This is a genomic window from Methylobacterium sp. CM6257, assembly GCF_054611515.1.
Map to the genome: position 1 here is coordinate 1,716,485 of NZ_CM137735.1, position 23,905 is coordinate 1,740,389.

A 23,905-nucleotide genomic window follows, 5' to 3' on the forward strand; every position below is an offset into this window, starting at 1 on the left:
TGGTGGAGCTCTCTGCCGCTCGACTTGAGCCAGTGATGTCTCCGGTTCAGCCCGCAGCCGCGCGAAGGAATGGCTCAACCAAATCGCTGCGCTGGTAGATTGGTTCGTCGCCCCCACAGCGGATCGCGTCCCGCTGACAGGCTCCCCCCGCGATCACGTTCGAAGCACGCGCTTACGGCGGTCCACGTCTCAGGATAACTGCATCGCCACCTGCCGAGATAGTCAGCCCGTGATCACGTCATCTAGCCCGACCGAGCTGGCGAGGACGTCAATGGCCGCCACCGAGATACGCCGCCCGCACGGCCGGATCGTTGCGCATCTGTTGCGCGGGGCCCTGGAAGCGGATCCGGCCGTTCTCCAGCACGTAGGCGTGGTCGGCGACGCCGAGCGCCGCCATGGCGAACTGCTCGACGAGCAGCATCGTCACCTGCTCGGCCTTGAGCAGGCGGATGATCCGGAAGACCTCCTCCACCAGCTTCGGGGCGAGGCCCATCGAGGGCTCGTCCAGCAGGAGGATCTCGGGCCGCAGCATCAGGGCCCGGCCCATGGCGAGCATCTGCTGCTCGCCGCCCGAGAGCGTGCCGGCGAGCTGGGCCCGCCGCTCCTTCAGCCGCGGGAACATCTCGAAGGCCCGCTCGCGGTCGGCCGCGACGTCGCCCTTCGGGCGCGAGCCGGTCAGGCGCGGGAAGGCGCCGAGCGTCAGGTTGTCCTCGACCGAGAGCGTCGGGAAGACGCGCCGGCCCTCCGGCGAGTGCGCGAGGCCGAACCGGGCGACGTCGTGGCTGTCGAGGCCGCCGATCTCGCGCCCGTTCAGGCGGATCGAGCCGGCCCGCGGCCGGATCATGCCCGACAGGGCGCGCATCGTGGTGGTCTTGCCGGCCCCGTTGGAGCCGATCAGGGCCACGACCTGACCCTTCGGGACCTGGAAGTCGAGGCCGTGCAGGACCTCGACCTGGCCGTAGCCGGCCGACAGACCCGTGACCTCAAGCATGGGTCATCTCCTCGTCGGCGACAGGACTGCCGAGATAGGCCTCGACGACCTTCGGATCGGCCTGGACCTCGCGGGCGCTGCCCTCGGCGATCTTATGGCCGAAATCGAGGACGCTGACGCGGTCGCAGAGGCCCATGACCACGTCCATGTGGTGCTCGATCAGGATGACGGTGATCCCGGCGTCCCGGATCTTGCGGATGATCGTCGTCAGCTCGGCGATGTCGGGGGCGGTCAGGCCCGCGGCAGGCTCGTCGAGGAGGAGCAGGACCGGGTCGAGGGCGAGCGCCCGCCCGATCTCCAGGAGGCGCTGCTTGCCGTAGGGCAGGTTGCGGGCCTCCACCTGCGCCAGGGCGCCGAGGCCCACGAAGTCGAGGATCGCCATGGCGCGGGCGCGCTGCTCGCGCTCCTCCCGGCGCCGCCGCGGCGTGCCGAGGATCGCGTCGAACAGGGTGCCGCGGAAGCTGTGGTGAAGCCCGACCAGTACGTTCTCCAGCGCGGTCATCTCGCGGAAGAGCTGCACGTTCTGGAAGGTGCGGGCGACGCCGGCGGCGGCGATCTCCGACGGGGTGCGCCCGTCGAGGCGCTTCGTGCCCTGGCCGCGCGCCAGGGTCACGCTGCCGCCGGTCGGCCGGTAGATGCCGGTGAGCACGTTCATCATCGTGCTCTTGCCGGAGCCGTTCGGCCCGATCAGCCCGTGGATCGTGCCCGGCCGCACCGTCAGGTCGACGCCGGCCAGCGCCTTGAGGCCGCCGAACTGCATCAGGGCCTTGTCGACGGAGAGGAGCGGGTCGGCGCCCCGGTCGCCGCTCTGGGCGCTCAGCGCCGCGCCCTCGGCGTGGAGGCTCTTGCCCTCGGCGGTGTGGGACGGGCGCAGGGCGGGGATCGCCTCGCGGAGGAAGCCGACGATGCCGTCCGGCAGGTAGTAGACCACGAACAGGATCATCAGTCCGAACACGGTCAGCCGGAAGTCGGTGACGGATTCGAGCGCGAGCGTCGCCGGGAAGAAGGCAAGACAGAGCCCGACCGGTACCAGCAGGGCGAACCGGTTCTCCCGGCGGCGCAGGAAGGCGAGCACGCCCACGACCAGCGCCGCGCCGGCGATGATCCCCGCCATGATCCGCACCAGCCCGATATCGGCGAGCACGTTCGGCATCATCACGATGATCGCCGAGCCGATGATCGGCCCCGCCCGCGACTTGCGGCCGCCCATCGTCACGGCGAGGAGGAACAGCACGGTGAGCTCGAATCCGTACGAGTTCGGCGCCACGTAGCGCTCCGACCACGCGAACAGCGCGCCGGCGAGGCCGGCCAGCGCCGCCGAGATCACGAAGGCGTAGACCTTGTAGCGGTAGACGCTGACGCCCATGCAGTCGCAGGCGATCGGCGAATCGCGCAGCGCCTCGAAGGCGCGGCCATAGGGCGAGCGCACCACCCGATTGACGACCAGGATGGTGGCCAGCAGCGCGAGGCAGACGAGATAGTAGAACTCGAGCTTGCGCCCGGCCGCGCCCCAGGGAGCCTGAAGGCCGAGGAGCGAGAAGTCGAGCACGCGGGCCGGCGGCAGGGTGATGCCGAGGGGGCCGTTGGTCAGCGGCGTCAGCTCGTTGATGAAGATCTGCACGATCGTGCCGAAGGCCAGCGTCACCATGGCGAGGTAGGGGCCGGTCACCCGCAGGGCCGGCACGGCCAGCAGCACGCCGAAAGCCGAGGTCACGCCGATCCCGGCCAGAATCCCCCACCAGATCCCGAGCTTGAAGTGGAGGAACAGCACCGCCGCCGAGTAGGCGCCGACGCCGAACAGGCCGGCATGGCCGAGGCTCACCTGACCGGTATAGCCGACCACGATGTCGAGCCCGAGGATCAGGATCGCGTAGATGGCGATCACCACCATCAGGTGGATGTAGTACGAGCTCGTGACCACGTGCGGGAACACGGCGAGGCCGAAGACCAGCAGCACTGCGCCGAGGACGCCGATGTGGCGCGACAGGCTCGGAGCGGCGGCCGGGACCGGCGCGTCGGCGGGGGCGAGGGTCTGCGCCATGGCTCAGGCTGCCGTGAGGGTTGCGCGGGCGGTCACGGTCAGACCTTCTTGATGACGGCCTTGCCGAACAGGCCGACCGGGCGGATGGAGAGGACGACGAGGAGCAGGATCAGGCCCGGCACATCCTTGTAGCCGGTCGAGATGTAGAAGCCGGTCAGCGTCTCCGCGACGCCGAGGATCAGGCCACCGACGATGACGCCGAGGCCGGATTCGAGGCCGCCGATGATCGCCACCGCGAAGGCCTTCAGGGCCAGAACGGAGCCCATCGTGGCGCCGGTCAGGGTGACGGGCGCCACCAGCACGCCCGCGAAGGCCGCCGTCATGGCGCTGATCGAGTAGGAGAGGGTGATCACCTTCTGGGTGTTGATGCCCATCAGCCCGGCGGCGTCGATGTCGTTGGAGGTGGCGACGACCGCCTTTCCCCAGATCGACTTGCGATTGAAGATCTCCACCGCGAGCATCATCAGCAGCGCGCCCGCGACGATCAGCAGTTCCATCGGCAGGATGCGCACGCCGCCGACCTGCAGGGCGGTCTCGGGAAGCGGGGAGGGGAATTTCAGGTCGTCGCGACCCCAGACGTTCTCGGCGACGTTCTTGAAGATGATGCCCAGCGCGATGGTCGCCATGATCCACCCGTACTCGGACTTGATCTTCACGGCCGGGCGCACGCCGAGGCGCTCGACCACGGCCCCGAGGGCGAAGCCGAAGACCAGGACCAGCGGGATCATCAGCCAGTAGCCGATGAACGGCACCAGGGTCAGGCCGAACAGGGCCCCGAGCGCCAGCGCCTCGCCCTGTCCGAAATTGAGCGTCTTCGAGGTCGCGAAGGTGAGCTGATAGCCGAAGGCGATAGCGGCGTAGATCATGCCGACCGCGACGCCCGAGGCGATGAGCTGGAGCAGGATGGCCATGATGCACTGTCACCGGAGGGGCGCCCGGTCGCGCGGGCTGCCGCCGCATGACCGCTGGGCCGGGTTACGGGCAGCCTCGAGGACGCCGCCGGAGCCTGATGGGGCGGCCGCGCCCCTGGCGGGCGCGGCCTCGGGACCTCAGTTGGAGGTCTTCTCCTTGACGCGGACGACGCCGGCGTTCTTGGCGTCCTCGTCCTTGGCGTAGACGATCTTGCCGTCCTGCACCTTCCCGAACACGACCATGTTGCGCGAGATCGCGTTGTGGTCCTTGGCGGTGAAGGGCTTGTCGTAGGTGGTGACGACGCCCTCGACCTTCTCGTTCAGGTTCTCCAGCGCGGCGCGGATCTTCGCGCCATCGGTGCCGCCGGCCTGCTTGATCGCCGCGGCGAGCAGGTAGATCGAGTCGTAGCCCTGGGCGCCGGCGACGGGCGTCGGGATCTTCGTGACGCCGTAGGTCTTGTAGTAGTTCTCGAGGAACGCCTTGCGCTTCGGCAGGGTCTGATCCTCGATGAAGGTCTGGGGCATGATCACGCCGTTGCCGTTCGTGCCGGCGATGTCGATGAAGCTCTGCATCGAGGACGGCCAGCTCGTGATCATCGGCACCTTCCAGCCGAGCTTGGCCATGCCGTTGGCGATCTGGGCCAGCTCCGGCCCGATGCCGTAGGCCAGGATCACCTCGGCGCCGGCCTGCTGCGCCTTCAGCAGCTGGGCCGTCATGTCGACGTCCTTAATGTTAAATTTCTCGACAGCGACGGGCTTCACGTTCTTGGTCGCGAGGTACTTCTCGATGTCCTCGCGGCCGAGCTGGCCGTAATTGGTCGAGTCGGCGAGGATCGCGATCTTCTTGTGGCCCTGCGCGAGCGCCTCGTCGACCATCAGGCCGGCCTGGAGCACGTCGTAGGCGGAGTTCCGGAAGACGTAGTTCGCGTCGTAATCCGGCTCCTTGAACTGGTTGGTGATGATCGTACCGGTGGCGACGTTGTTGAACACCGGGATCTCGGCTTCCTGGTAGAAGCGCTGGGCGGCCAGCGCGACGCCGGTGTTGATGAACCCGACGGTGGCGACCACCTTCTCCTTGTTGATGAGTTCCTGCGCGACCTGCGCGCCGACCTCGTTCTTGGCCTCGTCGTCGCGCTCGATCAGCTGGATTGGTCGGCCGAGGACGCCGCCGGCCTTGTTGATCTCGGCCGCGGCGAGCTTGGCGCCGTCCCGCATCGAGACACCCATCGAAGACGAGCCCCCCGTATAGGGGCCGCTCAGCCCGATCTTGATCGGGTCCGCGGCCCGCGCCGGGGCCGACACCATCGTCAATAACAGCACCGCGGCTGCAGCGCGACCTGCGAAGACCATCGTTTCCTCTCCAAGATTCCGCTCGCGCGGTGTGCCCTTCACCGTGGCACTCTGAGAGGCAGATCTCCCGACTCAGGTCGAGCCGTCAAGCCGCGATTTCGTCGGATCCCAGACGATTAATACACATTGAACGAATTTGACCGTTGAGAAAACCACAGGGAAAAAATTTCAGGCCCGCCTCCTTGGTGACGGGATTAATCAACGATGGCGTTCGTAGCGCGCGGACGCACCCTGATTCACGGACATGACTTCTGGCCGATAATCCCTGCCCGCTGCGGCGATCTCCTCTGGCGCGGCGCCGAGTCCCGCGCGGCAGCGCTCGCCTCTTGCGAGATGTCCGGTTTGAAAATGTCAGCACGGTTTGGCGAAGCTTGGACGGGCGCGAAGCGGCCGACCGGATCTGGCCGGCGATAGCCTGTCCGCTTCGGAGCTCAAGCTGCAGGTAAGCGGACGCTGCGCGGCATAGGTGAATGCCGCCGGGCTACCCCTTCTGGACTTCGGCTTTACCGCCCCGCAGGCTCGTTCGAGGGCCTCGTTCGACAGAACCCGCTCTCTCCCGATCGGCATGCTTGTATCCCTTTGCCGCGGACCGGCCGCTCGGCCCCGCCTCGATCCGATCACGCGGCGGGGGAGCGTCCGATCTCACCAGCGTGGGCCGATACGCAACGTGGCCCGACGGTATGGTGCCGTGGCTGGGTTAGGTGGCTGTCACCTGTGTGGGCTTGCGGCTGTGTCGGGATAGGCTTGCAGGCCCTGGAAGGGCAGCAGCTGGCGAGTTGGTCGTTGATCGTCGCGGCATCTGCCACGAGGCCGTAGACGGACACCAAAGCAGCCACAGCTGGGCAGATTGCGAACAGCGCGAAGAAGGTGATGCCGGCCGACACCCGCATAATCCGGTTCTCCCCGACATCGCGGAAGGTGCGCAGGGCGATGTCCTTCAAGCCCTTAGAGCGTTTTCGGTTTGCGCTGAGTCGAAGAGGTGGGGTTCACGGAGAGGCGACGGGCTGATTCACTGATCGCTCTGGGGAAGGAGCGGCGGATGGGACGACCCTACAGCCAGGATCTGCGCGAGCGGGTGGTGGAAGCCGCGGCAACGACCTCGCGCCGGCAGGCGGCCGCGTGGTTTAAGGTCGGTATCGCCACCTCGATCCGCTGGATGGCCGCGCTCACGACGACCGGGACGGTGGCCGCCCGTCCGCAAGGACGGGCGCGCCGCTCGAAGCTCGATCCGCACGAGGCGTTGCTGCGCGGCCTGATCGACAAGAAAGACGACATCACCTTGGAGGAGATGCGCGCCCGGCTTCGGGACGAGCACGATCTGACTGTCGGGCTCGGCACCCTGTGAAGCTTCCTCGACGCGCGCGACCTCACCTCAAAAAAGACAGCTCGCGCCGCAGAGCAAATTCGCCCGGACGTGAAAGCTGCGCGCGAGGCCTGGTTCGCGGGCCAGCTTGATCGCGATCCTGCGTGCCTCGTATTCCTCGACGAGACCTGGACCTCGACCAACATGGCCCGCCGGCGCGGACGGTCTCCCCGCGCCGAGCGGCTGCGCTCGCCCGTGCCGCATGGCCATTGGAAGACGACGACGCTGGTGGCGGGCTTGCGCCTGTCCGGGATCGCCGCGCCCTTCGTGCTCGATGGGCCGATCAACCGCGACGCCTTCCAGACTTACGTCGAGCGCGTGCTCGTGCCCGAGCTTGTTCCCGGTGACATTGTCGTCATGGACAACCTCGGCAGTCACAAGGGTCCGGCCGTGCAAGCCACCATAGAGGCGGCCGGCGCACGGCTGTTGTTCCTCCCGCCCTACAGCCCCGACTTCAACCCTATCGAGACGGCGTTCTCGAAGCTGAAGGCACTGCTGCGCAAAGCTGCCGAGCGAACCGTCGAGGGACTGTGGTCTGCCATCGGACGCCTCGTCGACACTGTTACACCCAACGAGTGCGCCAATTTCTTCGCCGCCGCACGATACGAACTAGATTAAACCGAAAGCGCTCTAGCAACGACAGAGACCTATTTGGAAGACGAACACGAGCTTGCCTCGAAGCTGGTCGCCTCCGCTTGATGAAGCTCACCCGGCCACACCAGAAAGCCGCTTGTGATCCGTTGAAGGGTCCTAAAACTTACCCGAACCCGGCACGCAAGCGGAACATGCAGTCAGCGCCCCAGAACCCCTTTGCCGTCGTAAGGCGCCGATGGCTCTCGGAAAACGTCCGGCGGTGATGGACTAACAGCGAAGCTTGGCGACCTCGGGCTCCGATGCTTCAGCCTGGGCAGGATGAGGCACCCTCGCGGCGCGCTGCCGGCCCTATCCCGCGAAGATAACGAAGGAACGGAATTGCAGGGCTGCACAAAGGAGCGGTTCGCCCAGACGGCTTCGATCAACTCTGCGACCCAGGAGCCGATCTGCCCGGAGCTCGCATCGAATTTTGGGTCCAAACCGTTGATTTTATTGGTAGCGAGGGAGGGATTTGAACCCCCGACACAAGGATTATGATCTGAGCGCGAGCAGTAGCCGGGGCAGATTCTCGGGCGGTCAGCCTGTTGCGGCGTTTCTGACGAGGTCCGGTAGGTGCGGGATCGGGTCACCGTCCGGGATCCCGAGGCGGTCGCCGAGGTAGCGGAAGAACGAGACGCCGAGCTTGGCGCAGGTCTTCATCAGGCCGAGCATGACGTCGCGGGCGGTGCGGCCGGCCTCGCTCTTCGTTCCGCCGGAGATCTTCCGCTTGATCACGCAAGCGCGGATGTCGTTCTCCGAGCCGTTGGTGTGGAGCGGGATCTCGGGCCGCTCCAGCACGCGCAGCAAGGCGGCCTTGTGCTGGTGCAGGCGGGCGAGCAGCCGGTCGAGCATCACCATGCCGGTCGCGCGTGTGAAGATCCGCTCGAAGCGGGCACGCAGGGCGCGGGCTCGTCTGGGGCAAGGGGCGCGAGCCCAGGCCTTCAGGTCGGCATAGAACCACCAGATCAGGGTGCGGGTGAGCGCGATAGCTTTGCGCTGAGCCGCGGTCGTCGGGATCAGCGTGTGGACGAGGCGCTCGGCATGAACCCAGCATAGCGCGTGCAGGCCGACCCGGAACTGACCGGCCCCGTCGGAGACCACGACCGTGTCGGGCATCAGGCCGTGATGCCGGATCGCCCCCCACAGCGCGCCTTCGGTGGCGATCTGCACGGGGTTGGGCGTGACCGCGCGCGCATCGAAGCCGAGGGCGGTGAGATGCGCCTGCCAGGCCGGGGTATCGGCAAAGACCTTGACCGGGTGGGCGGCGAGCGCCGCCAGGAAGGGACCGGCGAGCGCGCGGGTGTGCATGTAGGCCAGCGCCGCGTCGTTGACGACGAAGTCGCCGTGGCCAGCCCGCAGCAGCGCGAGGACGTTCAGGCGGGACTTGGACGCGGTGGTGCGGAAGGCGGTGAAGCGTGCATCGCCGATCTGCGTGGTCACGCCGTCAGTCCGCGCATGCCGGGCGGCGGTGTCGTCGACGCTGATCCAGGCCGCGCTCGCGAGACCGGCGCGCAGCACCGCCTGCTCCTCGGCGACAAAGGGATCGAGCCGGCCGCTCAGGAGGCGAACCACCTGACGCTTGGAGATCATCAGGCCGAGCCCAGAGAGCATCGCCGTCAAGCGCTCGCTCGTGACCTGCCCCTGGACATGAGCCGCCAGGAGGAAGCGGCGCAGATGCGGCCCGAACCCGCCGACGATCCCGGGCGGCAGCGCGGCCACGACCCTCGCCCCCGACGGCGTGGACCAGCGCTCGCGCCGGTAGCGGATCACGACCGCCTCCAGCACGAGGTCGCGCACCACGACATCCTCAAAGCCCTTGAAGCGCGAGCCCGCCGGAACGGCAGCCTTGAGCACCACCTCGCGCGTGATCACGCGCCGCTCGTGCACGGGCCCACGCCGCCGCTGGCCCGGTTTGGCCTGCGCCCGCTCGCTTGCCTTCTCCATCCCGGACGGGGTTGGCCGCGTCGGCGGGCGCGGTGGCAAGCCCTTCAGCCGCGCGACCTCGTCGCGCAAAGCCCGGTTCTCGTCCGTCAAGGCGCGGACCTGACCGATCAGGGCGTCGACCAGCCCGCGAAGTTCGCTCAGCGAGAGGGCATCCAGGCCATCGGGATCCGGCAGCGCCATGCCGGGTGTTGAATCACGCCACGGCCAAACCGCAAAACGCCACCGCCCGGATATCTGCCCCGGTTACGCGCGAGCACGGCTAAGTCATTGATATGGCAGGGGCTGCCGGTGCGCTGCGCTAGCACTGCGCTACTTCGCAGTCGGGATACCCTTCCTCCTTCATCGCTGAACCCGCGAGGAGCTAGCCATGCTCGACGCTGCACTTGCCGAGCTTGGATCAGAAATCTAGAGACGATGGCCCTATCCAGCGCAGGCGCCTTTGCAGACACCAGAGCTGGACGTGAAGCTGGCTCGGAAGGCTGCTTGTTCAGGTACACTCCGAGCGCCGAGTTGCCGGCTTTGATTTCCAGCGTCTACTCCGCACTGTCCGGGCTCGGCCAGAGTGGCGCCTCCGGAGCTCCGGCGGTCGAGAAACTCACGCCCGCGCAGATCCGGAAGTCAATCACACCGGACGCGCTGATCAGCTTCATGAACGGCAGGCCATACAAGACGCTCAAGCGCCACCTGAGCGGGCATGCCATGACGATTGAGGGGTACCGGGCGCGCTTCGGCCTGCCGCGGGATTACCCGACGACGGCTCCCAGCTACTCGGCTCAGTGCTCCGCGTTGGCTAAGAGTGCTGGGCTCGGTCAGCAGCGCCGGAAATCCGCTCAAGGCCGCTAACACGGTCGAGACCGTCGCTGAGCTGCCGAAGACCAGCGGCCGTAAAGGTTGCTGAGCCCGCTGCGGAACCAACCAAGGCCCGCAAGCCGAGGAAGGTGATGGCAGCAGCCGCCGAGTGAGCTGGCGTTCATGAGATTGCTGCAGGCGGGCGAGGACGGCGACGGCTGGGCTCGCAACTTCTACAGCAATGCCTCCCCCGACCGCGCCAGAGGTGTTCGCGACCCCAGAGGATGCTGCGGTGGGCGGGCACGCGGCGACAGGCATGTGCGGGACAGTTCCCCCGTACCCCGCCCGTGAAGTCTTGGTCGGGCAGTCGCGTGAGGGGCGGCGTGGCGGGGGGCTGGACACCGCAAGCGCGGCTCAAGGCCTGTTACTGCAGGCGATGCGAGGCGGTGAGTTCAGCCCGCCACGGGACTTCACGGGCGTGGCAGCTTACGTGGATCGGCCCAAAGCGCATCGTGAGGAGTATGCACCGGGGAGTATGAGGCGCCTTCCCCGATCCAACTGAACTTGCGTAGCCTGAGCGCCCCTGCGCAGCACGACGTTGATCTTGATCAACTGGGTCGTCGATCGAGCGCCAATGGATCAAGCAGGCAAGCAACTCCAGCCAAAGCTCGAGCATTTCCCTGTCCCGCACTCGCACAAGACGGGCGCGTGCAGCGCAGGGAGGGCGAGCCATGCACGGTGTGAGCGTGCGCGCCACAGCCGAGACTGGGCAAGTGGAGACCGTTGGCGACGTGCGTCCTCTCAACTCGTTCGAGTGGGCTTCCGGGCGGCGGCGCCGACTGCCCGAGCTACTTCATCAGTCGCGAGACCGTCATCGCCTCAAAGCAGAAATCCAGCATGACGCCTCGGCGCGAAGGAGATCTTCGCGCTGATGCCGCGCAATGCCGAGGAGACGGTGGACTACTCGCGTGCTGGCCCTGCAGGTGAGAGGTTGACGCCGAGACGGAGACGTGAGGATGAGGCGGGCGGCGGCCCAGGAGCAGAGGCGATGAGGACGCCGGAGGGTTTCGGCGAGTTCAACCCGGTCGTTCACGCCGCGGGCCGGCCATGCACCTTCGCGGCCACGACACATGCGCCCGGCAGCTATCCTCTCGGGATGCGCTACGCTCTCGCCGCCATGGCCTTCATCATTATGGCGGGAGGGGCATTCGCGAGCGAAGAAAGCTTCCCGACCGCGCTTCGCGGCATGTGGGCCGAGACGCCGCAGATTTGTGACCTGCTTCGGCGCTCGCCAGCAAACGTGCCTGCCAACCGGTACTGGTTGCACATCTCGTCCAACCGCGTGAACGGCACATCGACTGGGACGGTCATCAGAGCGATCAACTCGCAGTCAGCTGAGGCCAGCTCAGACGTCGACCCATCGATCGTGGTGGCGTATGCCATCAAGCCGGGCGGCAAGCTGTCCGAGACGGTCGCAAGCGCGAATACTGCAATGCACTACGTTCGCTGTCATTGAGCTTCCTCACACCTGCCCGTAGTTCGCCGCCAACGCGAAGAAGGCGCTCTCGCCCACCCGTCCAGTATCGGCCAGCGCGCGACCGTGGCGCAGGAGATCATCGCAAGACAGCAAAAAGCCAGCCCCGGTCGCTCAGGGCTGGCTTTGTGTTGAGCGGCCCTCAGTAGCCGTAGTCGCGGTAACCGTAAAGGCGACCGTAGCCGCGGTCACGCGCATCGCCTGCTGATGACTTTGCGGAAACTTTTGTATAAAATAGCACAAATATAGCAAAGCTCGACCTTTGCTGGAGTTCGGCCATGTTCGATCCCTTCTCGGAATACCGGCATGCCGTAGCTGCTCCCTGCCCGACCGGGGATCCGAGCGATTGTCTCGCAGGAGCTTGGGCGTACGAAGTCTGCGGCGAGGATTGGGTCTGGAGCTGGTGCGATGCCGACAGGATCCGGATCGCATTCCGCCGCGAGAGCGACTGCGTCTCCTTTCTCGCCCACGCAGGATCGGCCTCCTCGATAGCGCCAGTGGGGCTGTACGACACTCCGCGAATGAGCCTCTGAGACCGGCTCTAATGCTCTGATCATCGGTACTCAGGCCGACAGGTTCGAGCCATGCCGAAGTGCAGGACATGCGGCGCCCCGATCGAAACCACGGCCCGGATCTGCCGGAACTGTGGTGCCCTGACCGGCGTGAGCATGCCATCGAGTGATGAGCCGATCGCGTTCGGGTTGCTTCCCTTCCTCGCCGCCTTGGCGATCTCTGCCGGCTACCTTCTGCTGGTAGATTGGCTCATGCCCTAGTGCGCATCAGACTCGTGCTCACCGCCTCGTGGTCGTCCAGCCGAGCCGGTGCGCCTCGGCGCCGAACTGGTCGCAGAAGGCGAGCACGTTCTCGCGGATCGCGGTCCGCTTGGCCGGCGTCAGATAACGGCAGGGCGGGGCGTGCAGCGCGACGGAAGTCCGACGCATCGAAGCGCGAGCCGTCTAGTACGATAGGCTCGAGGTCTCGATATCGCGGAGCGCGAGGAACTCGGCGCACCGCCGCTCAAGGTCCGAGCGCGGCTCAAGGTCTGGCTGGGTGCGCTTGGCCTCTTGCCACGCTTCAACGGCGGCCTCGGCGCTCGCCTGCATCGCGTTGTCCTGGGCGATGGTCAGCGAGCGAGACGGCTCTAGGCCGAGCTGGTGGCCGATCTCGCGTTCAATCGCTGTCATTGCAGCAAGGATGCGGAATTTGATCTCGTGCGCCTCGTTCATGCTCGCACTCCAGCCGACGAGCTGGTCTCGGGTCCTTGTAGCCGGTTGTCCACGGCTTTGAGCCAGCCATAGACGTGGTGTCAGACGCCCAACAGCTCGCACGAAGCGAGCAGGGTGCCGAGATTACCACCGACCGTTTTGGCGATCGAGACGGTGACGGTCGGCCTCCCCGCCCTGCGGCCACAATACAGCCCGGCCTCACGCCGCACCCGACGGTGGTATTCGCTGCACGGCCTCGCTCCAGTCGAGGATGGCCAGCCAAACGTCTGCGTGAGCAGAGGGTGCCACCAGGGGCCGAGATGCTGGATCAGCGGGCCTCGCCCACCGTCATATTCGAGGGTGGTGACGGACAGGCCTGGTACGGCGTCGAAGCCTCTCAGGAGTGAGGACGGAGGTCCAACGCGGCCGTACGCATTTGTGACAACCATGACAGGCGCTCAAATCGCCGATCTCAATTCGGGCCTCCTCGCCAACTCCTCTGGTCGGCCTGATCCTCTCAATCAGCCCGGTCCAAAGCCAGCCGGTCAGGTCTGTCAGTGGGCGTTGAATACTCCCTGATTGTGGGGACCGAAAATTCCCTGGTTGGTGCCCTGGCCTGAGTGCGCGGCGGGCACCCCGCGTCCCCGGGCTTATCCATCCTCCGCCATCATGCCCGCCGATGCGTATCGGCCGGGAGCGACGAGGATGGTCCTGCTGGGAGAACTCCTCATGATCCTCGACCTGCACCGCCAGGGTCTGTCGATCACCGCCATCGCCCGCCGGACCGGGCGCGATCCAAAGACCGTCCGCAAGTACATCGCGCGCGGCCTCGAACCGCCCGCCTACGGTCCACGCCAAGCCGGACGCCCGAGCAAGCTCGCCCCCTACCTCGTCTATCTGCGCGAGCGCGTCGCCGCCTTTCCTGATCTCAGCGCCGTGCGCCTGACCCGCGAGCTGCGGGAGCGCGGCTATACGGGGGACTACACCGCCGTAAAGCGGTTCGTGGCCGCGATCCGGCCGCCCGAGGCCCAGCCCTACGAGGTTCGCTTCGAGACGCCCGCCGGCCAGCAGGCGCAGGTCGACTTCGCCCGCTTCGAGGTCTCCTTCACGGACACACCGGGCGCGACCTGCATCGTCTGGCTGTTCTCGCTCGTGCTCGGCCATTCCCGGCATATCGAGGCACGCTTTGTCCTGCATCAGGACCTGCAGACCCTGCTGCGCTGTCACATCCAGGCGTTTGCCGCGATGGGCGGCGTGCCGATCGAGATCCTCTACGACCGCATGAAGACCGCGGTCACCGGCGAGGAAGCGGACGGCCACATCGTCTACAACCGATCCCTGCTGGCGCTGGCCAAACACTACGGCTTCCTGCCGCGTGCCTGCCGCCCCTACAGGGCCAAAACCAAGGGTAAGGTCGAGCGGCCGTTCTCCTACATCCGCCAGGACTTCTTCCTGGCCCGCTCATTCCGCAACCTTGACGACCTGAACCTCCAGCTCAAGGTCTGGCTCGACACCGTCGCCAACGTTCGCCTGCACGGCACCACGCAGCGGATCGTCTCGGAGGCCTTCGCCGCCGAGAAGCCCGAGTTGCAGCCGCTGCCGGCCGTGCCCTTCAATGCCCTGCTCAAGCTGGAACGGCGCGTCAGCCATGACGGCCTCGTCTCGATCGGCGGCAACTACTACAGCGTGCCGGACCGGACGCGGCGGGTCGTCGAGGTGCACCAGCTGCCCGACACGATCCGTATCCTCGACGGCGGCCGGCTCGTGGCGAGCCACCCGATCCTGGAGGGCCGGCGACAGTACCGCGTCGATCCCGACCATCGACAAGGCGCGGCCGCTCGGGCCATGCGGCACGGCCATCCCGACAGCCTGACGATCGGTTGCCGGGGCGATCACGTCGCCCGGCGCTCGCTGTCGGTCTACCAGGCCGTCGGCGAGCGGCTCGCCGCCGGGATCGAGGGCCGGTCATGACCCGCGCCGCCCCCTCCCATGCCACCACGACCCTGGACAGCATCAAGCGCAGCTTGGTCGGCCTGCGCATGCCGCGCGCCCTGGAAGTCCTCGACGCCGCGATCCGGCGCATCGAACAGGGTGAGATCGACGGCATCTCTGCCCTCGACGAGATCCTGACCGAAGAACTGACGTTGCGCGAGAACCGCCGGGTGAAGACCGCCCTGCTCGTGGCACGCCTGACCACGATCAAGACGCTGTCGGGCTTCGACTTCGCTTTCCAGCCCTCCCTCGACCGGGAGCGGATCATGGCGCTGGCGGAACTGACCTTCATCGATCGGGCCGAGGTCGTCCATCTCCTCGGCCCGCCCGGCACCGGCAAGAGCCATCTCGCCACGGCGCTTGCCGTCGAGGCGGTAAAGGCCGGGCGCAGCGTCGTGTTCTCGACGCTGGCTGATCTGATCGCTTCGCTGGCCAAAGCTGAGCGCGACGGCGCGTTGCGCGAGCGGATCCGCTACCTCAGTCGGGCCTCCCTCTTGGTGGTGGACGAGATCGGGTACCTTCCCGTCGTTCCGGGTGGGGGCAACCTGTTCTTCCAGCTCGTCAACGCGCGCTACGAGAAGGGCGCGATGATCCTGACCTCGAACCGCGGCTTTGCCGAATGGGGAGAGGTATTTGGCGATCCCGTGGTGGCCACGGCTCTGCTGGACCGCCTGCTTCATCACGCCGTCGTCGTTCAGATCGAAGGAGCGAGCTACCGGCTGCGCCAGCATGGCGAACTTGTGCCCGAGCACGTCCGCTCGAAGGCACTCATCACCCCACCGCCCCCTCCACGCCGCCGTGGCCGGCCACCAAAGAGCGCGACCCTCGATCACAGCGCCGGCTGATCACCGTCGACCACCAAACCCGCCGATCAGGGAATTTTCGATGCCCATAATTGCGGAGACTTCGGTGCCCGTTGACACAGGTCATCAGGCCTTGGTGATGTAGTCGCGCATGTCCCGCTGCTCGGCCTCCAAGGTGGGAAGGCGACACTTGACCACATCTCCGATCGAGACGAGGCCAACAAGCTTACCATTCTCGCACACTGGCATGTGGCGAAAACGTCCATCCGTCATCAGCCGCATGATCTCCCCGTTGGTGGTCTCGCGGTGGCAGGTGGCCACGTTAGCGGACATGTGGCTCGAGATAGGAGCATCGAGGGCGGCTGCACCTTGGCGTGCCAACGCGTGTATGATGTCGCGCTCCGATAGGATGCCGGCGACGTGCCCCTCTGTGTCGCAGACCACCAAAGCGCCGATGCTCCTGTCAGCGAGCAGGTGGATTGCATCATCGAGGGTTCGCTCGGGCTGCACGGTCACGACGAAGGAGCCCTTCTCGGCCAGAATATGGGCGACAGTCATGGATGTCCCTCCCAGGAGAAACATGCACGCTGTCAGCCCGCAGCGCGCCTCGTGGCAATCAATCAAGCCTGTAACGGCTCGTTGCTCTACATAGCGCATAATTTCCGTATGAGTGGGAGTACCCACTCAGATCAGATGGGCCACACTCTACAGGAGCATGGACGAGCGTGCAGCATGAAAGTGCTGCCTGTTGTTGCCCCTAAAGACCGGACAGGGTCACCTGGGTTGCTCGGGCGATGAACTCGCGCGGCGAGCGGTAGCCCAGCGTGCGATGAGGGTGAAGGTCGTTGTGGTGCCCCGGCCAAACGGGAAGCTGGCGCAGCACGCTCTCGGCGCCCGGCAGGACCGAGACCCGCACGTAGTCGCGCTTCAAGTCCGCACGAACGCATAGGCCATGCCGTTACTCTGCGGGCTCTCCAGCGGCGTCGTTTTCGGTATCAGACCGAGATCGCGGGCGAAGCGGCGCGTGTCGCGAGCCAGATAGCAGCTGCCATTGTCGGTCAGCCACTCGATCGGGCTCAGCACCTGGTCGACCAGCCCGAAGCGACGCTCGACGGCCGCCACCATCAGATCACGCACGTCCTCGCCCGTGATGCCCGCCGTAGTCGCCACGTAGCTCATCGCCAACTGCAGCCAGTCCCGCGGGTGTCAGTTGGTGATGCGCACGGACAGGTAGCTGCCCTCGGCCCAGGTCTCCTATCCCACGGGTGAGCCCTCGGTGTAGCGGCGGGAGGTTGTCCTCGGTTTGATGTCTTGGGCCAGAAGGTGCTCGGCGTAGCCCATCGCCAGGGGGAGGGCCCCGCCACCATCAACCTGAGCGACCCGCAGCAGGTCACGATCTTCGACTCCGTCGCTTTGCGCTATTCGCGACTCAAACTGTAGGCGTTTCCGTTCTACGGAAATCTCGACCTCCTCGCCGATCCAGATGACCCGTGCGATCTGCTCGGAATGTTATTGAGATCGAGGCATAGCAGCTGAAGCAGTGACCTCAACCGCCGCTGCGGAACGTTCCTGGCAGGCGTCCAACGGGAACCCCGGCAGGGGCGAGGAAGCAGTAGCTGCACTCGTGTTTTGGCTGAGCCTTTCTTGCAAATGAGCGATAACGCACTGTGTGTTGCCGCCTTTCAGCAGTTCTTCGGGGCACCCGGCTAGGCCGACGAGGAGGCGAGCGCCCTGGTGGTCCCGACAAGCTCAGCCTGCCGGTGCGCCGCACCTGTTGTCCAACGGAGATGTGATGGTAGCGGGAAAGCTTTGCCGCTCAAACTTAAGCACCAACCTGCGCTGCCAGAGCGCAATAACCTAGACAAGCTTAGTGCCCAAAATACGCGACCCGGGTGAGCAGCGTGTAGCTCGCTTCGGATGTCATGATCGCGATGAAGATCAGGATCGCCGTGGGCGGCACAAGGATCGTGTATATGAGGGCCAAACGCTCCCAGGCGAGGTGCATGAATACGCCCACGATGAGCCCCGCCTTGACGATCATGAACAGGAGGATCAACGACCAGCGCAGGATGCCATCCAAGTGGAAATAATCGACAAGGTAGGAGCAGGCACTCAGCACGAATAGCCAGCCCCAGACGAGAAGGTAGAGCCCGATTGAGTGTCCCTCGCCCTTGTGCGCGCCTGCGGCTGTACGCATCCTGTCCTCCTACCAGAGATAGAACAGAGCGAAAATGAAGACCCAGACAAGATCGACGAAGTGCCAGTAGAGACCGGTGATCTCAACGTTCTCGTAGCGCCCGCGCCGGCTTGTGAAGAAGCCGCGCCGGCCCGTGTCGAAATCGCCCCGCCACACTTTGCGGGCGACGATCAACAGGATGATGACGCCAATGGTCACGTGGGTGCCGTGGAACCCAGTGATCATGAAGAAGGTCGAGCCAAATTGGTGCGCGCCCCACGGATTCGTCCAAGGACGGACTCCCTCGCGGATCAGCTTCGTCCACTCAAAAGCTTGCATGCCCACGAAGGTGGCACCGAGGAGGGCGGTGACGCCCAACAGCAGCGCCGTCATCCGACGCGCGCGCCGATAGCCGCACGCCACCGCCATCGCCATCGTGCCGCTGCTGGAAATAAGCACGAAGGTCATGATGGCGATCAGGAGTAGAGGCAGCTTGGTCTCTCCGATCTCGAGCGAGAAGACCTCGCTCGGGTTCGGCCAGGGCACTGTCGTCGACATCCGGACCGTCATGTAGCTGATCAGGAAGCAGGCAAAGACGAAGGTGTCGCTGAGGAGGAAGATCCACATCATGGCCTTGCGCCAAGATGCTCCCGCGAAGGCCTCCCGATCAGCTGCCCAGTCGCTTGAGAGGCGCCGCCACTGGGTTGGCCGGATCTCCGTATCAGGCAGAGAGCGCAGGACGGTCTCGGTCATGGAGCCCTCGTAACGGTCAGGCGGGACGGCAGATGATGTCGACCAAGCCCGACCACGGCGTCCTGAACAGGAAGCCGAAGACGACGAGCCAGATCGCCAGGAGCGCGTCCCAGTACAGTGTGCAGAGGTCGATACTTTCGCGAAGGTCCACGGGCGGCGGCGCTCCCGCCGCACGCCGCAGGGTCCTCGCAAGAGCGGCAAGGCCGCCCGCAAGGTGCAGGCCGTGCAGCGCCGTGATCAGGCAGAAGAAGGATCCGGCAGCGTCCGAGGTGCGAACAGCTCCCGCCTGCCAGAGCAGTCGCCACGCGAGAGCCTGCCCGGCGAGAAACATGAGGCCTCCCGCCATGGCGACGCGGAGGGCCGCGCGGGCCTCAGCCGGATCTCCATTTCGGACAGCACCTCCGGCCCGGTGGAGTGCGACGCTCGCGACCACCAGGGCTGCCGTTGTGAGCCAGAGAAGGCGCGGGTCTGTGAGGACCCGCGCTCCTCCTACGGGCACTCGCATGTCGTATGCCGCGATAAGCAGTGAGAATAGCAAGCCTACGGCGGCCAGGAAGATCTTGAGACCTAGCCGAGCAGAGTCCGCAGGCCCGCCAAGGGCTGGTGCGAGTGGCGGGCCCGCGCTCACCCAGGACTTGGCGGCCAGCTGCTGGCGTGCGAGCCAGCGCGCAGCCACGGTGCCGAGTGCTGCGAGGTAGACGAGGACGAGCGTCATGGCGCTGCCTCTGCCGTGACCAGGCCGGGCTGGTTCTGTGGCACGAAATCCTGCTCGGCGCCGGGTACGCTGTAATCGTAAGGCCAGCGGTACACGACAGGCAGCCTCGCACCCCAATTGCCGTGCGCGGGCGGCGTCTGAGGCGTCTGCCACTCCAGCGTGGTGGCGCGCCAAGGATTGCCGCCGGCGGGCGCGCCGTGCGTCAGGCTGCGGATCAGGTTGCTCAGGAACACGAACTGCGCGGCCCCGACCACGAGGGCCGTGACGCTGATGAAGGCGTTGAGCGAAGCGACCGAACTGGGGACGAAGCCGAGCCCAACGATGTCGTAATACCGCCGTGGTACCCCAAGCAGTCCAAGGTAGTGCATCGGGAAGAAGATCGCGTAGGCCCCTAGAAATGTGACCCAGAAATGCAGCCGGCCAAGTCGTTCATCAAGCATCCGCCCGGTCACCTTAGGATACCAGTGGTAGATCCCACCGAAGATCACGAGGATCGGTGCGACCCCCATCACCATGTGGAAATGGGCGACCACGAACATGGTGTCTGACAGCGGGACGTCGACCACGACGTTGCCGAGAAACAGACCCGTGAGGCCGCCGTTCAGAAAGGTCACAATGAAGGCAATAGCGAACAGCATCGGGACGGTGAGGTGGATGTCGCCCCGCCAAAGCGTTAAGACCCAATTGTAGACCTTGATGGCCGTCGGCACAGCAATGATCAGCGTCGTGGTCGCGAAGAAGAACCCGAAATACGGATTCATGCCACTGACGTACATGTGGTGCGCCCAGACTACGAAACTGAGCGCACCGATGGCGATGATCGCCCAGACCATCATCCTGTATCCGAAAATATTCTTACGAGCATGAGTGCTGATAAGGTCGGAAACAATACCGAATGCAGGGAGCGCAACAATATAGACTTCAGGGTGGCCGAAGAACCAGAACAGGTGCTGAAATAAGATCGGCGTCCCACCCCCGTAGTTCAGGCGCTGCCCGGCTTCGATGATGGCGGGCATAAAGAAACTTGTGCCGAGGAGGCGGTCGAGGAGCATCATCACGGCGCCGACGAGCAGGGCCGGGAAGGCCAGCAGCGCCAGCACCGTCGCAGTAAAGATACCCCAGACGGTAAGTGGCATCCGCATCAGCGTCATGCCGGGTGCGCGCGCTTGCAGCACCGTCACGACATAGTTCACACCGCCCATCGTAAAGCCGATGATGAACAGAATGAGCGAGACGAGCATCAGCACGATGCCCCACTGCTGCCCCGGCGTGCCCGAGAGGATGGCCTGCGGCGGGTAGAGGGTCCAGCCGGCTCCGGTCGGCCCGCCTGGCGCGAAGAAGCTCGCCACGAGCACCAGCACAGCAAGCAAGTACACCCAATAGCTGAGCATATTCACGTAGGGGAAGACCATGTCCCGTGCGCCGAGCATAAGCGGGATGAGGTAGTTACCAAATCCACCGAGAAACACGGCCGTCAGCAAGTAAACCACCATGATCATCCCATGCATGGTGATGAACTGGTAGTATTCAGCCGGACCGATGAACGGGAGGAGGCCGGGGAATCCGAGCTGGAGCCGAATCAGCCAGGATAGCACGAGGGCGACGAAGCCGATTCCCAAGGCCGTACCGGCGTACTGGACAGCGATGATCTTGGCGTCCTGGCTGAAGACGTAACGCGTGAGCCAGCTGTGCGGGTGGTACAGCTCGACCTCGTCCGGTTCCGAGACCGGAAAGGGACCGGCGATCCCGACGGGCGTATCGGCCATGACACGTCTCCTCAGCGTTCCTCGGCCATTCGCTGGCGAAGGCTGGCATCACGCGGGCCTTTCGTCGGGCGGGAGGCGAAAGTCGAGAAGGTCTTTTGCTGATCGAGCCAGGCGTGGTAGGCGGGCTCGTCATCCACCACGACCCGCCCGCGCATAGCATAGTGGTTGACGCCGCAGATCTCATTGCAGATCGCGTCGAATTCGCCCGTCCGAGTTGGCGTGAACCAGACGTAGGTCACCATCCCGGGGATGATGTCCATCTTGGCTCGGAATTCCGGTACGTAAAAATCGTGCACGACATCGAACGAGCGCAGCAGCAGCTTCACGGGCCGTCCGAGCGGCAAGTGCAAATCACCCCCATCGATGATGATGTCGTCCCGACCGGACGGATCATTCGGGTCGAGACCGAGCGGGTTCTCGTCGCCGACAAATTGGATCCCAGCCGCGCCGAGGCGTCCGTCGACACCGGGCAGGCGGTAGCTCCAGCGCCATTGCTGGGCGACGACGTCGACCTCCGAAGCCATGGTCGGGACCCGCACGAATTGTGCCCAGACGGCAAGCCCCGGAGCCAGCATCGCCGCAACGCCGAGAGCCGTGACGGCCGTCAGCCAGCCTTCGAGCCGCCGGTTCTCTGGCTCGTAGGCCGCCCGCTGTCCGGGTCGGTGCCGGAATCGGAGGAGGCAATAGGCCACGAACAACACGAGGGCCGTGAAGACCGCGCCCGTGATCCAGAACGTGATGACAAGAGTAGTGTCGATGTAGCCCCAGTTGGACGCGATCGGAGTCCACCACCACGGGCTGAGGAGATGGAAGGCGATCGAACCGAGGGCGATCAGCACGAGAATGAACGGCATGACCAGCTCCTATGCCCGCCCTGATGACCGGGGCGGCATCGCCCGGCCCGGCCGGTGCGTCCTGTCCTTAGGGCAGGACGGCCCGCCGATAGAGGTGCCACGTCGCGTGACCAAGGACCGGCAAAACCAGCGCGAGCCCGACGAAGAGCGGCAGCATTCCTAGAGCCAGCAGACCCGCGACGATGAGGCCCCAGACGGCCATCGTCCGTGGGTTTTCCCGGACGAGGGTGACGGAGGTATCGATCGCCTCTGCGGCACCGGTGCCGCGGTCGATGATGAGCGGGAAGGACACGACACTGACTGCCAGCGCGATCAGCGAGAAGGCGGCCCCCACGAGGTTCCCGACCACGATGAGCGCCCAGCCTCTCGGCGTCGTGAGCACCTCTTGCAAGAAATTGAGGATCGAATCCTGGCGCGCATTGCCGTAGAGGGCCCAATACAGTCCCATCGCGGCGATCAGCCAACTGACGAAGAGCAGCATCAGGACGGCGCCGACCACCCCAATCGCCCGAGCAGATCGGCCGGTGAGAGGCGCGTAGGCGCGGACCCAGGCCAGGTCGAAGCCCTGTTCCCGCTGGCGGCTCATCTCGTAAAGCCCGATTGCCGCGAACGGACCGAGCAGGGCGAAGCCCGACACCAGCGGAAAAAGGATTGGGATAAGGTCGTTCTCGAATGTCACCGTCGCGATGATGATTCCTGCGACGGGGTAGATGGCGACGAGGAACAGAGCGTGCGTCGGCATCGCGACGAAATCCTCGACTCCTTTCACCAGGACATGCCTGAGATCTTGGACACTGAGCGAGCGCAGATGTTGGCGTGCGGCCGCTTGATCTGGAGACCCAGTATGAAGTGCTTCCATCGCACGGCCCTCCATATGGACGGCTCAAATCGCGACAGGCTCTTGATCAGGACGGAGCTCGCGACTGCCGTCAAGCTTTCAAGCGCGATTTCCAGTTTATACTACTATATAGCCCTCCTGTCTCGAAGTTTCCTGCCCGGCGCTGCGGAGCGCTCGCGGCCGTACACTTGCTTGTTGACGCTTTGCGGCACCCATCAAATCTCTTGTTTCGGCTCCTGCCGTTCGGCTGTTACCCCACGCCGTTCCTCAGCCGGTTACCATCCACGGTCTCAGGTGCGCTCTCTGTATCCCCAATCTCGGCAGTTCGCTCGCGCCGCGGCCGCATCGAAATATGACGCCGACATCTGAAAAGACTCGATTTTGTCGAGGCAGCCAGAGCGGGCGCGTTCGGTTTTAATCGGCGCGCCGTTGTGGGATCCATTCATCTCGCGGAGGCAGTGTCTGTATCCCTGCGGCACAGAGTTTTCGAGCGTTTCGACAGCATGCTCCTCTCCGCTCAATTCGATCAAATTCACCGCTCCGACCGAGCTACAAATCTTGCAACGAAGCCAACCGAAGACATAGCCTCTCCGAGAAAAAAATGAGATCCTTAACCTAGTGTTACGAACCTGACACTTGCATCTGCCCTCCGGCCAGCATGATCGACAGCTTAGCGTGCCAATGAGCAGACCTAAGTGTTAGATTTTGACCACTGGATCTATTGCATCAAACATCACTCGACGGATCGGGACGGCATTCACCGCAGTCCGAGACCGCGAGCATCACGAAGGCTCCCGCTCTTTCCCCGCCACATAGAACGACTGAGAACCAGACCTCCGTTCCCGTTGACACCACTCCGTCGGGCGCCTCAATCGGAGTTGAGGGTTGGGTGACGCGCCACATGACTGTGGCCGTGCCCGCGGCGAACCTGATCGAGCCCGATTAGCACGAGCATAAGGACGAACACGATCCAGTCGGACACGCCTACGAGCTCTCGGACGCTTAACGCGATCGGCATCACGGGCCTCCTATCTTGAGGGATGATTCACGCTCCAAAGGATCGAGACTAAGCCAACGAAGCACGCGATGAGGCCAAGCATGCCGACGAGAACTGCCATGTCCGGCACGCCTTCGAGCCCTTGAACACCTACGGTGATCGGCATCGCGCGTCTCCTATGACTCTCGATGCGGCGAGCATCCACCGCGCCGTAGTCCTCGTCTCGGTCATGTCCGCGGTTTACCGTCAC

General features: G+C 65.1%; 23 protein-coding genes and 1 pseudogene. 6 read left to right on the forward strand and 18 right to left on the reverse strand.

Annotated elements, in window-relative coordinates:
- Positions 1-268: 268 nt before the first annotated feature.
- The 4 genes from ACYCO6_RS08290 to ACYCO6_RS08305 form a co-directional block, all read right to left on the reverse strand.
- Complete coding sequence (locus ACYCO6_RS08290) at positions 269-991, reverse strand: ABC transporter ATP-binding protein (RefSeq protein ID WP_459770985.1); 723 nt, start codon at positions 989-991, stop codon at positions 269-271.
- Positions 984-3,032, reverse strand: coding sequence for a branched-chain amino acid ABC transporter ATP-binding protein/permease (locus ACYCO6_RS08295; RefSeq protein ID WP_459770987.1), 2,049 nt, complete (start codon positions 3,030-3,032; stop codon positions 984-986). The genes ACYCO6_RS08290 and ACYCO6_RS08295 overlap by 8 nt, the downstream gene beginning before the upstream one ends.
- A gap of 38 nt (positions 3,033-3,070) precedes the next feature.
- Positions 3,071-3,943, reverse strand: a complete 873-nt coding sequence (locus tag ACYCO6_RS08300; RefSeq protein WP_091777836.1) for a branched-chain amino acid ABC transporter permease — start codon at positions 3,941-3,943, stop codon at positions 3,071-3,073.
- 138 nt (positions 3,944-4,081) lie between these two features.
- Positions 4,082-5,293: an ABC transporter substrate-binding protein gene (locus tag ACYCO6_RS08305; protein ID WP_459770990.1), complete on the reverse strand. Its 1,212-nt coding sequence runs from the start codon at positions 5,291-5,293 to the stop codon at positions 4,082-4,084.
- A gap of 1,039 nt (positions 5,294-6,332) precedes the next feature.
- Here ACYCO6_RS08305 and ACYCO6_RS08310 point away from each other — a divergent pair.
- A pseudogene (locus ACYCO6_RS08310) lies at positions 6,333-7,274 on the forward strand (IS630 family transposase).
- Positions 7,275-7,826: 552 nt separating this feature from the next.
- Here ACYCO6_RS08310 and ACYCO6_RS08315 read toward each other — a convergent pair.
- Positions 7,827-9,413 (reverse strand): IS66 family transposase, encoded by a 1,587-nt coding sequence (locus ACYCO6_RS08315; protein WP_459761926.1) that lies wholly within the window; start codon positions 9,411-9,413, stop codon positions 7,827-7,829.
- Between the two features lie 330 nt (positions 9,414-9,743).
- Here ACYCO6_RS08315 and ACYCO6_RS08320 point away from each other — a divergent pair, with 330 nt between their 5' ends.
- Together ACYCO6_RS08320 and ACYCO6_RS08325 are read left to right on the forward strand one after the other, a co-directional pair.
- Entirely contained in the window at positions 9,744-10,076 is a 333-nt protein-coding gene (locus tag ACYCO6_RS08320; protein WP_459770992.1) for a Ros/MucR family transcriptional regulator, read from the forward strand.
- A gap of 994 nt (positions 10,077-11,070) precedes the next feature.
- Positions 11,071-11,538 (forward strand): hypothetical protein, encoded by a 468-nt coding sequence (locus ACYCO6_RS08325; protein WP_459770993.1) that lies wholly within the window; start codon positions 11,071-11,073, stop codon positions 11,536-11,538.
- A gap of 160 nt (positions 11,539-11,698) precedes the next feature.
- Here the strand turns inward: ACYCO6_RS08325 and ACYCO6_RS08330 are convergent, their stop codons facing one another.
- On the reverse strand, positions 11,699-11,836 hold the full coding sequence (locus ACYCO6_RS08330; RefSeq protein ID WP_459770994.1) for a hypothetical protein: 138 nt from the start codon (positions 11,834-11,836) through the stop codon (positions 11,699-11,701).
- 304 nt (positions 11,837-12,140) lie between these two features.
- Between ACYCO6_RS08330 and ACYCO6_RS08335 the strand changes: the two genes are divergently transcribed.
- Entirely contained in the window at positions 12,141-12,329 is a 189-nt protein-coding gene (locus tag ACYCO6_RS08335; protein WP_459770996.1) for a zinc-ribbon domain-containing protein, read from the forward strand.
- Between the two features lie 18 nt (positions 12,330-12,347).
- On the opposite strand, the gene ACYCO6_RS08340 is transcribed toward ACYCO6_RS08335, so the two are convergent.
- Both ACYCO6_RS08340 and ACYCO6_RS08345 read right to left on the reverse strand, forming a co-directional pair.
- Positions 12,348-12,497 (reverse strand): hypothetical protein, encoded by a 150-nt coding sequence (locus ACYCO6_RS08340; RefSeq protein WP_459770999.1) that lies wholly within the window; start codon positions 12,495-12,497, stop codon positions 12,348-12,350.
- A 15-nt stretch (positions 12,498-12,512) separates the two neighbouring features.
- Positions 12,513-12,782, reverse strand: a complete 270-nt coding sequence (locus tag ACYCO6_RS08345; protein WP_459771001.1) for a hypothetical protein — start codon at positions 12,780-12,782, stop codon at positions 12,513-12,515.
- A gap of 684 nt (positions 12,783-13,466) precedes the next feature.
- On the opposite strand from ACYCO6_RS08345, the gene istA reads away from it, so the two are divergent.
- Entirely contained in the window at positions 13,467-14,732 is a 1,266-nt protein-coding gene (gene istA, locus ACYCO6_RS08350) for an IS21 family transposase (RefSeq protein WP_459761958.1), read from the forward strand.
- Entirely contained in the window at positions 14,729-15,598 is an 870-nt protein-coding gene (gene istB, locus ACYCO6_RS08355; protein ID WP_459761956.1) for an IS21-like element helper ATPase IstB, read from the forward strand. The genes istA and istB overlap by 4 nt, the downstream gene beginning before the upstream one ends.
- Before the next feature lie 84 nt (positions 15,599-15,682).
- Here the strand turns inward: istB and ACYCO6_RS08360 are convergent, their stop codons facing one another.
- From ACYCO6_RS08360 to ACYCO6_RS08405, 10 genes are all read right to left on the reverse strand, one after another.
- Positions 15,683-16,114: a CBS domain-containing protein gene (locus ACYCO6_RS08360; protein ID WP_459771003.1), complete on the reverse strand. Its 432-nt coding sequence runs from the start codon at positions 16,112-16,114 to the stop codon at positions 15,683-15,685.
- A 199-nt stretch (positions 16,115-16,313) separates the two neighbouring features.
- On the reverse strand, positions 16,314-16,487 hold the full coding sequence (locus ACYCO6_RS08365; protein ID WP_459771005.1) for a hypothetical protein: 174 nt from the start codon (positions 16,485-16,487) through the stop codon (positions 16,314-16,316).
- Positions 16,484-16,735, reverse strand: coding sequence for a DDE-type integrase/transposase/recombinase (locus ACYCO6_RS08370; RefSeq protein WP_459773479.1), 252 nt, complete (start codon positions 16,733-16,735; stop codon positions 16,484-16,486). The genes ACYCO6_RS08365 and ACYCO6_RS08370 overlap by 4 nt, the downstream gene beginning before the upstream one ends.
- Positions 16,736-17,423: 688 nt before the next feature.
- Positions 17,424-17,753, reverse strand: coding sequence for a cytochrome C oxidase subunit IV family protein (locus tag ACYCO6_RS08375; protein ID WP_459771008.1), 330 nt, complete (start codon positions 17,751-17,753; stop codon positions 17,424-17,426).
- Positions 17,754-17,762: 9 nt separating this feature from the next.
- Entirely contained in the window at positions 17,763-18,485 is a 723-nt protein-coding gene (locus tag ACYCO6_RS08380) for a heme-copper oxidase subunit III family protein (RefSeq protein ID WP_459771010.1), read from the reverse strand.
- A 16-nt stretch (positions 18,486-18,501) separates the two neighbouring features.
- Positions 18,502-19,200 carry a cytochrome c oxidase subunit 3 gene (locus ACYCO6_RS08385; RefSeq protein WP_459771012.1) on the reverse strand — a complete coding sequence of 233 codons (699 nt, stop codon included), beginning with the start codon at positions 19,198-19,200 and terminating at the stop codon, positions 18,502-18,504.
- Positions 19,197-20,966: a cbb3-type cytochrome c oxidase subunit I gene (locus ACYCO6_RS08390; RefSeq protein WP_459771014.1), complete on the reverse strand. Its 1,770-nt coding sequence runs from the start codon at positions 20,964-20,966 to the stop codon at positions 19,197-19,199. Before ACYCO6_RS08390 ends, ACYCO6_RS08385 begins: the two co-directional genes overlap by 4 nt.
- Before the next feature lie 11 nt (positions 20,967-20,977).
- Positions 20,978-21,820 carry a cytochrome c oxidase subunit II gene (locus tag ACYCO6_RS08395; RefSeq protein WP_459771016.1) on the reverse strand — a complete coding sequence of 281 codons (843 nt, stop codon included), beginning with the start codon at positions 21,818-21,820 and terminating at the stop codon, positions 20,978-20,980.
- A 67-nt stretch (positions 21,821-21,887) separates the two neighbouring features.
- Positions 21,888-22,694: a DUF2189 domain-containing protein gene (locus tag ACYCO6_RS08400; RefSeq protein WP_459771019.1), complete on the reverse strand. Its 807-nt coding sequence runs from the start codon at positions 22,692-22,694 to the stop codon at positions 21,888-21,890.
- A 992-nt stretch (positions 22,695-23,686) separates the two neighbouring features.
- On the reverse strand, positions 23,687-23,821 hold the full coding sequence (locus ACYCO6_RS08405) for a hypothetical protein (protein ID WP_459771021.1): 135 nt from the start codon (positions 23,819-23,821) through the stop codon (positions 23,687-23,689).
- Between the last annotated feature and the right edge of the window lie 84 nt (positions 23,822-23,905).

Bases quoted from the DNA above. Each gene is read 5' to 3' on its own strand.
- ACYCO6_RS08290 (WP_459770985.1), bottom strand. From the start codon at position 991: ATGCTTGAGGTCACGGGTCTGTCGGCCGGCTACGGCCAGGTCGAGGTC.
- ACYCO6_RS08295 (WP_459770987.1), bottom strand. From the start codon at position 3,032: ATGGCGCAGACCCTCGCCCCCGCCGACGCGCCGGTCCCGGCCGCCGCT.
- ACYCO6_RS08300 (WP_091777836.1), bottom strand. From the start codon at position 3,943: ATGGCCATCCTGCTCCAGCTCATCGCCTCGGGCGTCGCGGTCGGCATG.
- ACYCO6_RS08305 (WP_459770990.1), bottom strand. From the start codon at position 5,293: ATGGTCTTCGCAGGTCGCGCTGCAGCCGCGGTGCTGTTATTGACGATG.
- ACYCO6_RS08315 (WP_459761926.1), bottom strand. From the start codon at position 9,413: ATGGCGCTGCCGGATCCCGATGGCCTGGATGCCCTCTCGCTGAGCGAA.
- ACYCO6_RS08325 (WP_459770993.1), top strand. From the start codon at position 11,071: ATGAGGACGCCGGAGGGTTTCGGCGAGTTCAACCCGGTCGTTCACGCC.
- ACYCO6_RS08330 (WP_459770994.1), bottom strand. From the start codon at position 11,836: ATGGCCGAACTCCAGCAAAGGTCGAGCTTTGCTATATTTGTGCTATTT.
- ACYCO6_RS08335 (WP_459770996.1), top strand. From the start codon at position 12,141: ATGCCGAAGTGCAGGACATGCGGCGCCCCGATCGAAACCACGGCCCGG.
- ACYCO6_RS08340 (WP_459770999.1), bottom strand. From the start codon at position 12,497: ATGCGTCGGACTTCCGTCGCGCTGCACGCCCCGCCCTGCCGTTATCTG.
- ACYCO6_RS08345 (WP_459771001.1), bottom strand. From the start codon at position 12,782: ATGAACGAGGCGCACGAGATCAAATTCCGCATCCTTGCTGCAATGACA.
- istA (WP_459761958.1), top strand. From the start codon at position 13,467: ATGGTCCTGCTGGGAGAACTCCTCATGATCCTCGACCTGCACCGCCAG.
- istB (WP_459761956.1), top strand. From the start codon at position 14,729: ATGACCCGCGCCGCCCCCTCCCATGCCACCACGACCCTGGACAGCATC.
- ACYCO6_RS08360 (WP_459771003.1), bottom strand. From the start codon at position 16,114: ATGACTGTCGCCCATATTCTGGCCGAGAAGGGCTCCTTCGTCGTGACC.
- ACYCO6_RS08370 (WP_459773479.1), bottom strand. From the start codon at position 16,735: ATGAGCTACGTGGCGACTACGGCGGGCATCACGGGCGAGGACGTGCGT.
- ACYCO6_RS08375 (WP_459771008.1), bottom strand. From the start codon at position 17,753: ATGCGTACAGCCGCAGGCGCGCACAAGGGCGAGGGACACTCAATCGGG.
- ACYCO6_RS08380 (WP_459771010.1), bottom strand. From the start codon at position 18,485: ATGACCGAGACCGTCCTGCGCTCTCTGCCTGATACGGAGATCCGGCCA.
- ACYCO6_RS08385 (WP_459771012.1), bottom strand. From the start codon at position 19,200: ATGACGCTCGTCCTCGTCTACCTCGCAGCACTCGGCACCGTGGCTGCG.
- ACYCO6_RS08390 (WP_459771014.1), bottom strand. From the start codon at position 20,966: ATGGCCGATACGCCCGTCGGGATCGCCGGTCCCTTTCCGGTCTCGGAA.
- ACYCO6_RS08395 (WP_459771016.1), bottom strand. From the start codon at position 21,820: ATGCCGTTCATTCTCGTGCTGATCGCCCTCGGTTCGATCGCCTTCCAT.
- ACYCO6_RS08400 (WP_459771019.1), bottom strand. From the start codon at position 22,694: ATGGAGGGCCGTGCGATGGAAGCACTTCATACTGGGTCTCCAGATCAA.
- ACYCO6_RS08405 (WP_459771021.1), bottom strand. From the start codon at position 23,821: ATGCCGATCACCGTAGGTGTTCAAGGGCTCGAAGGCGTGCCGGACATG.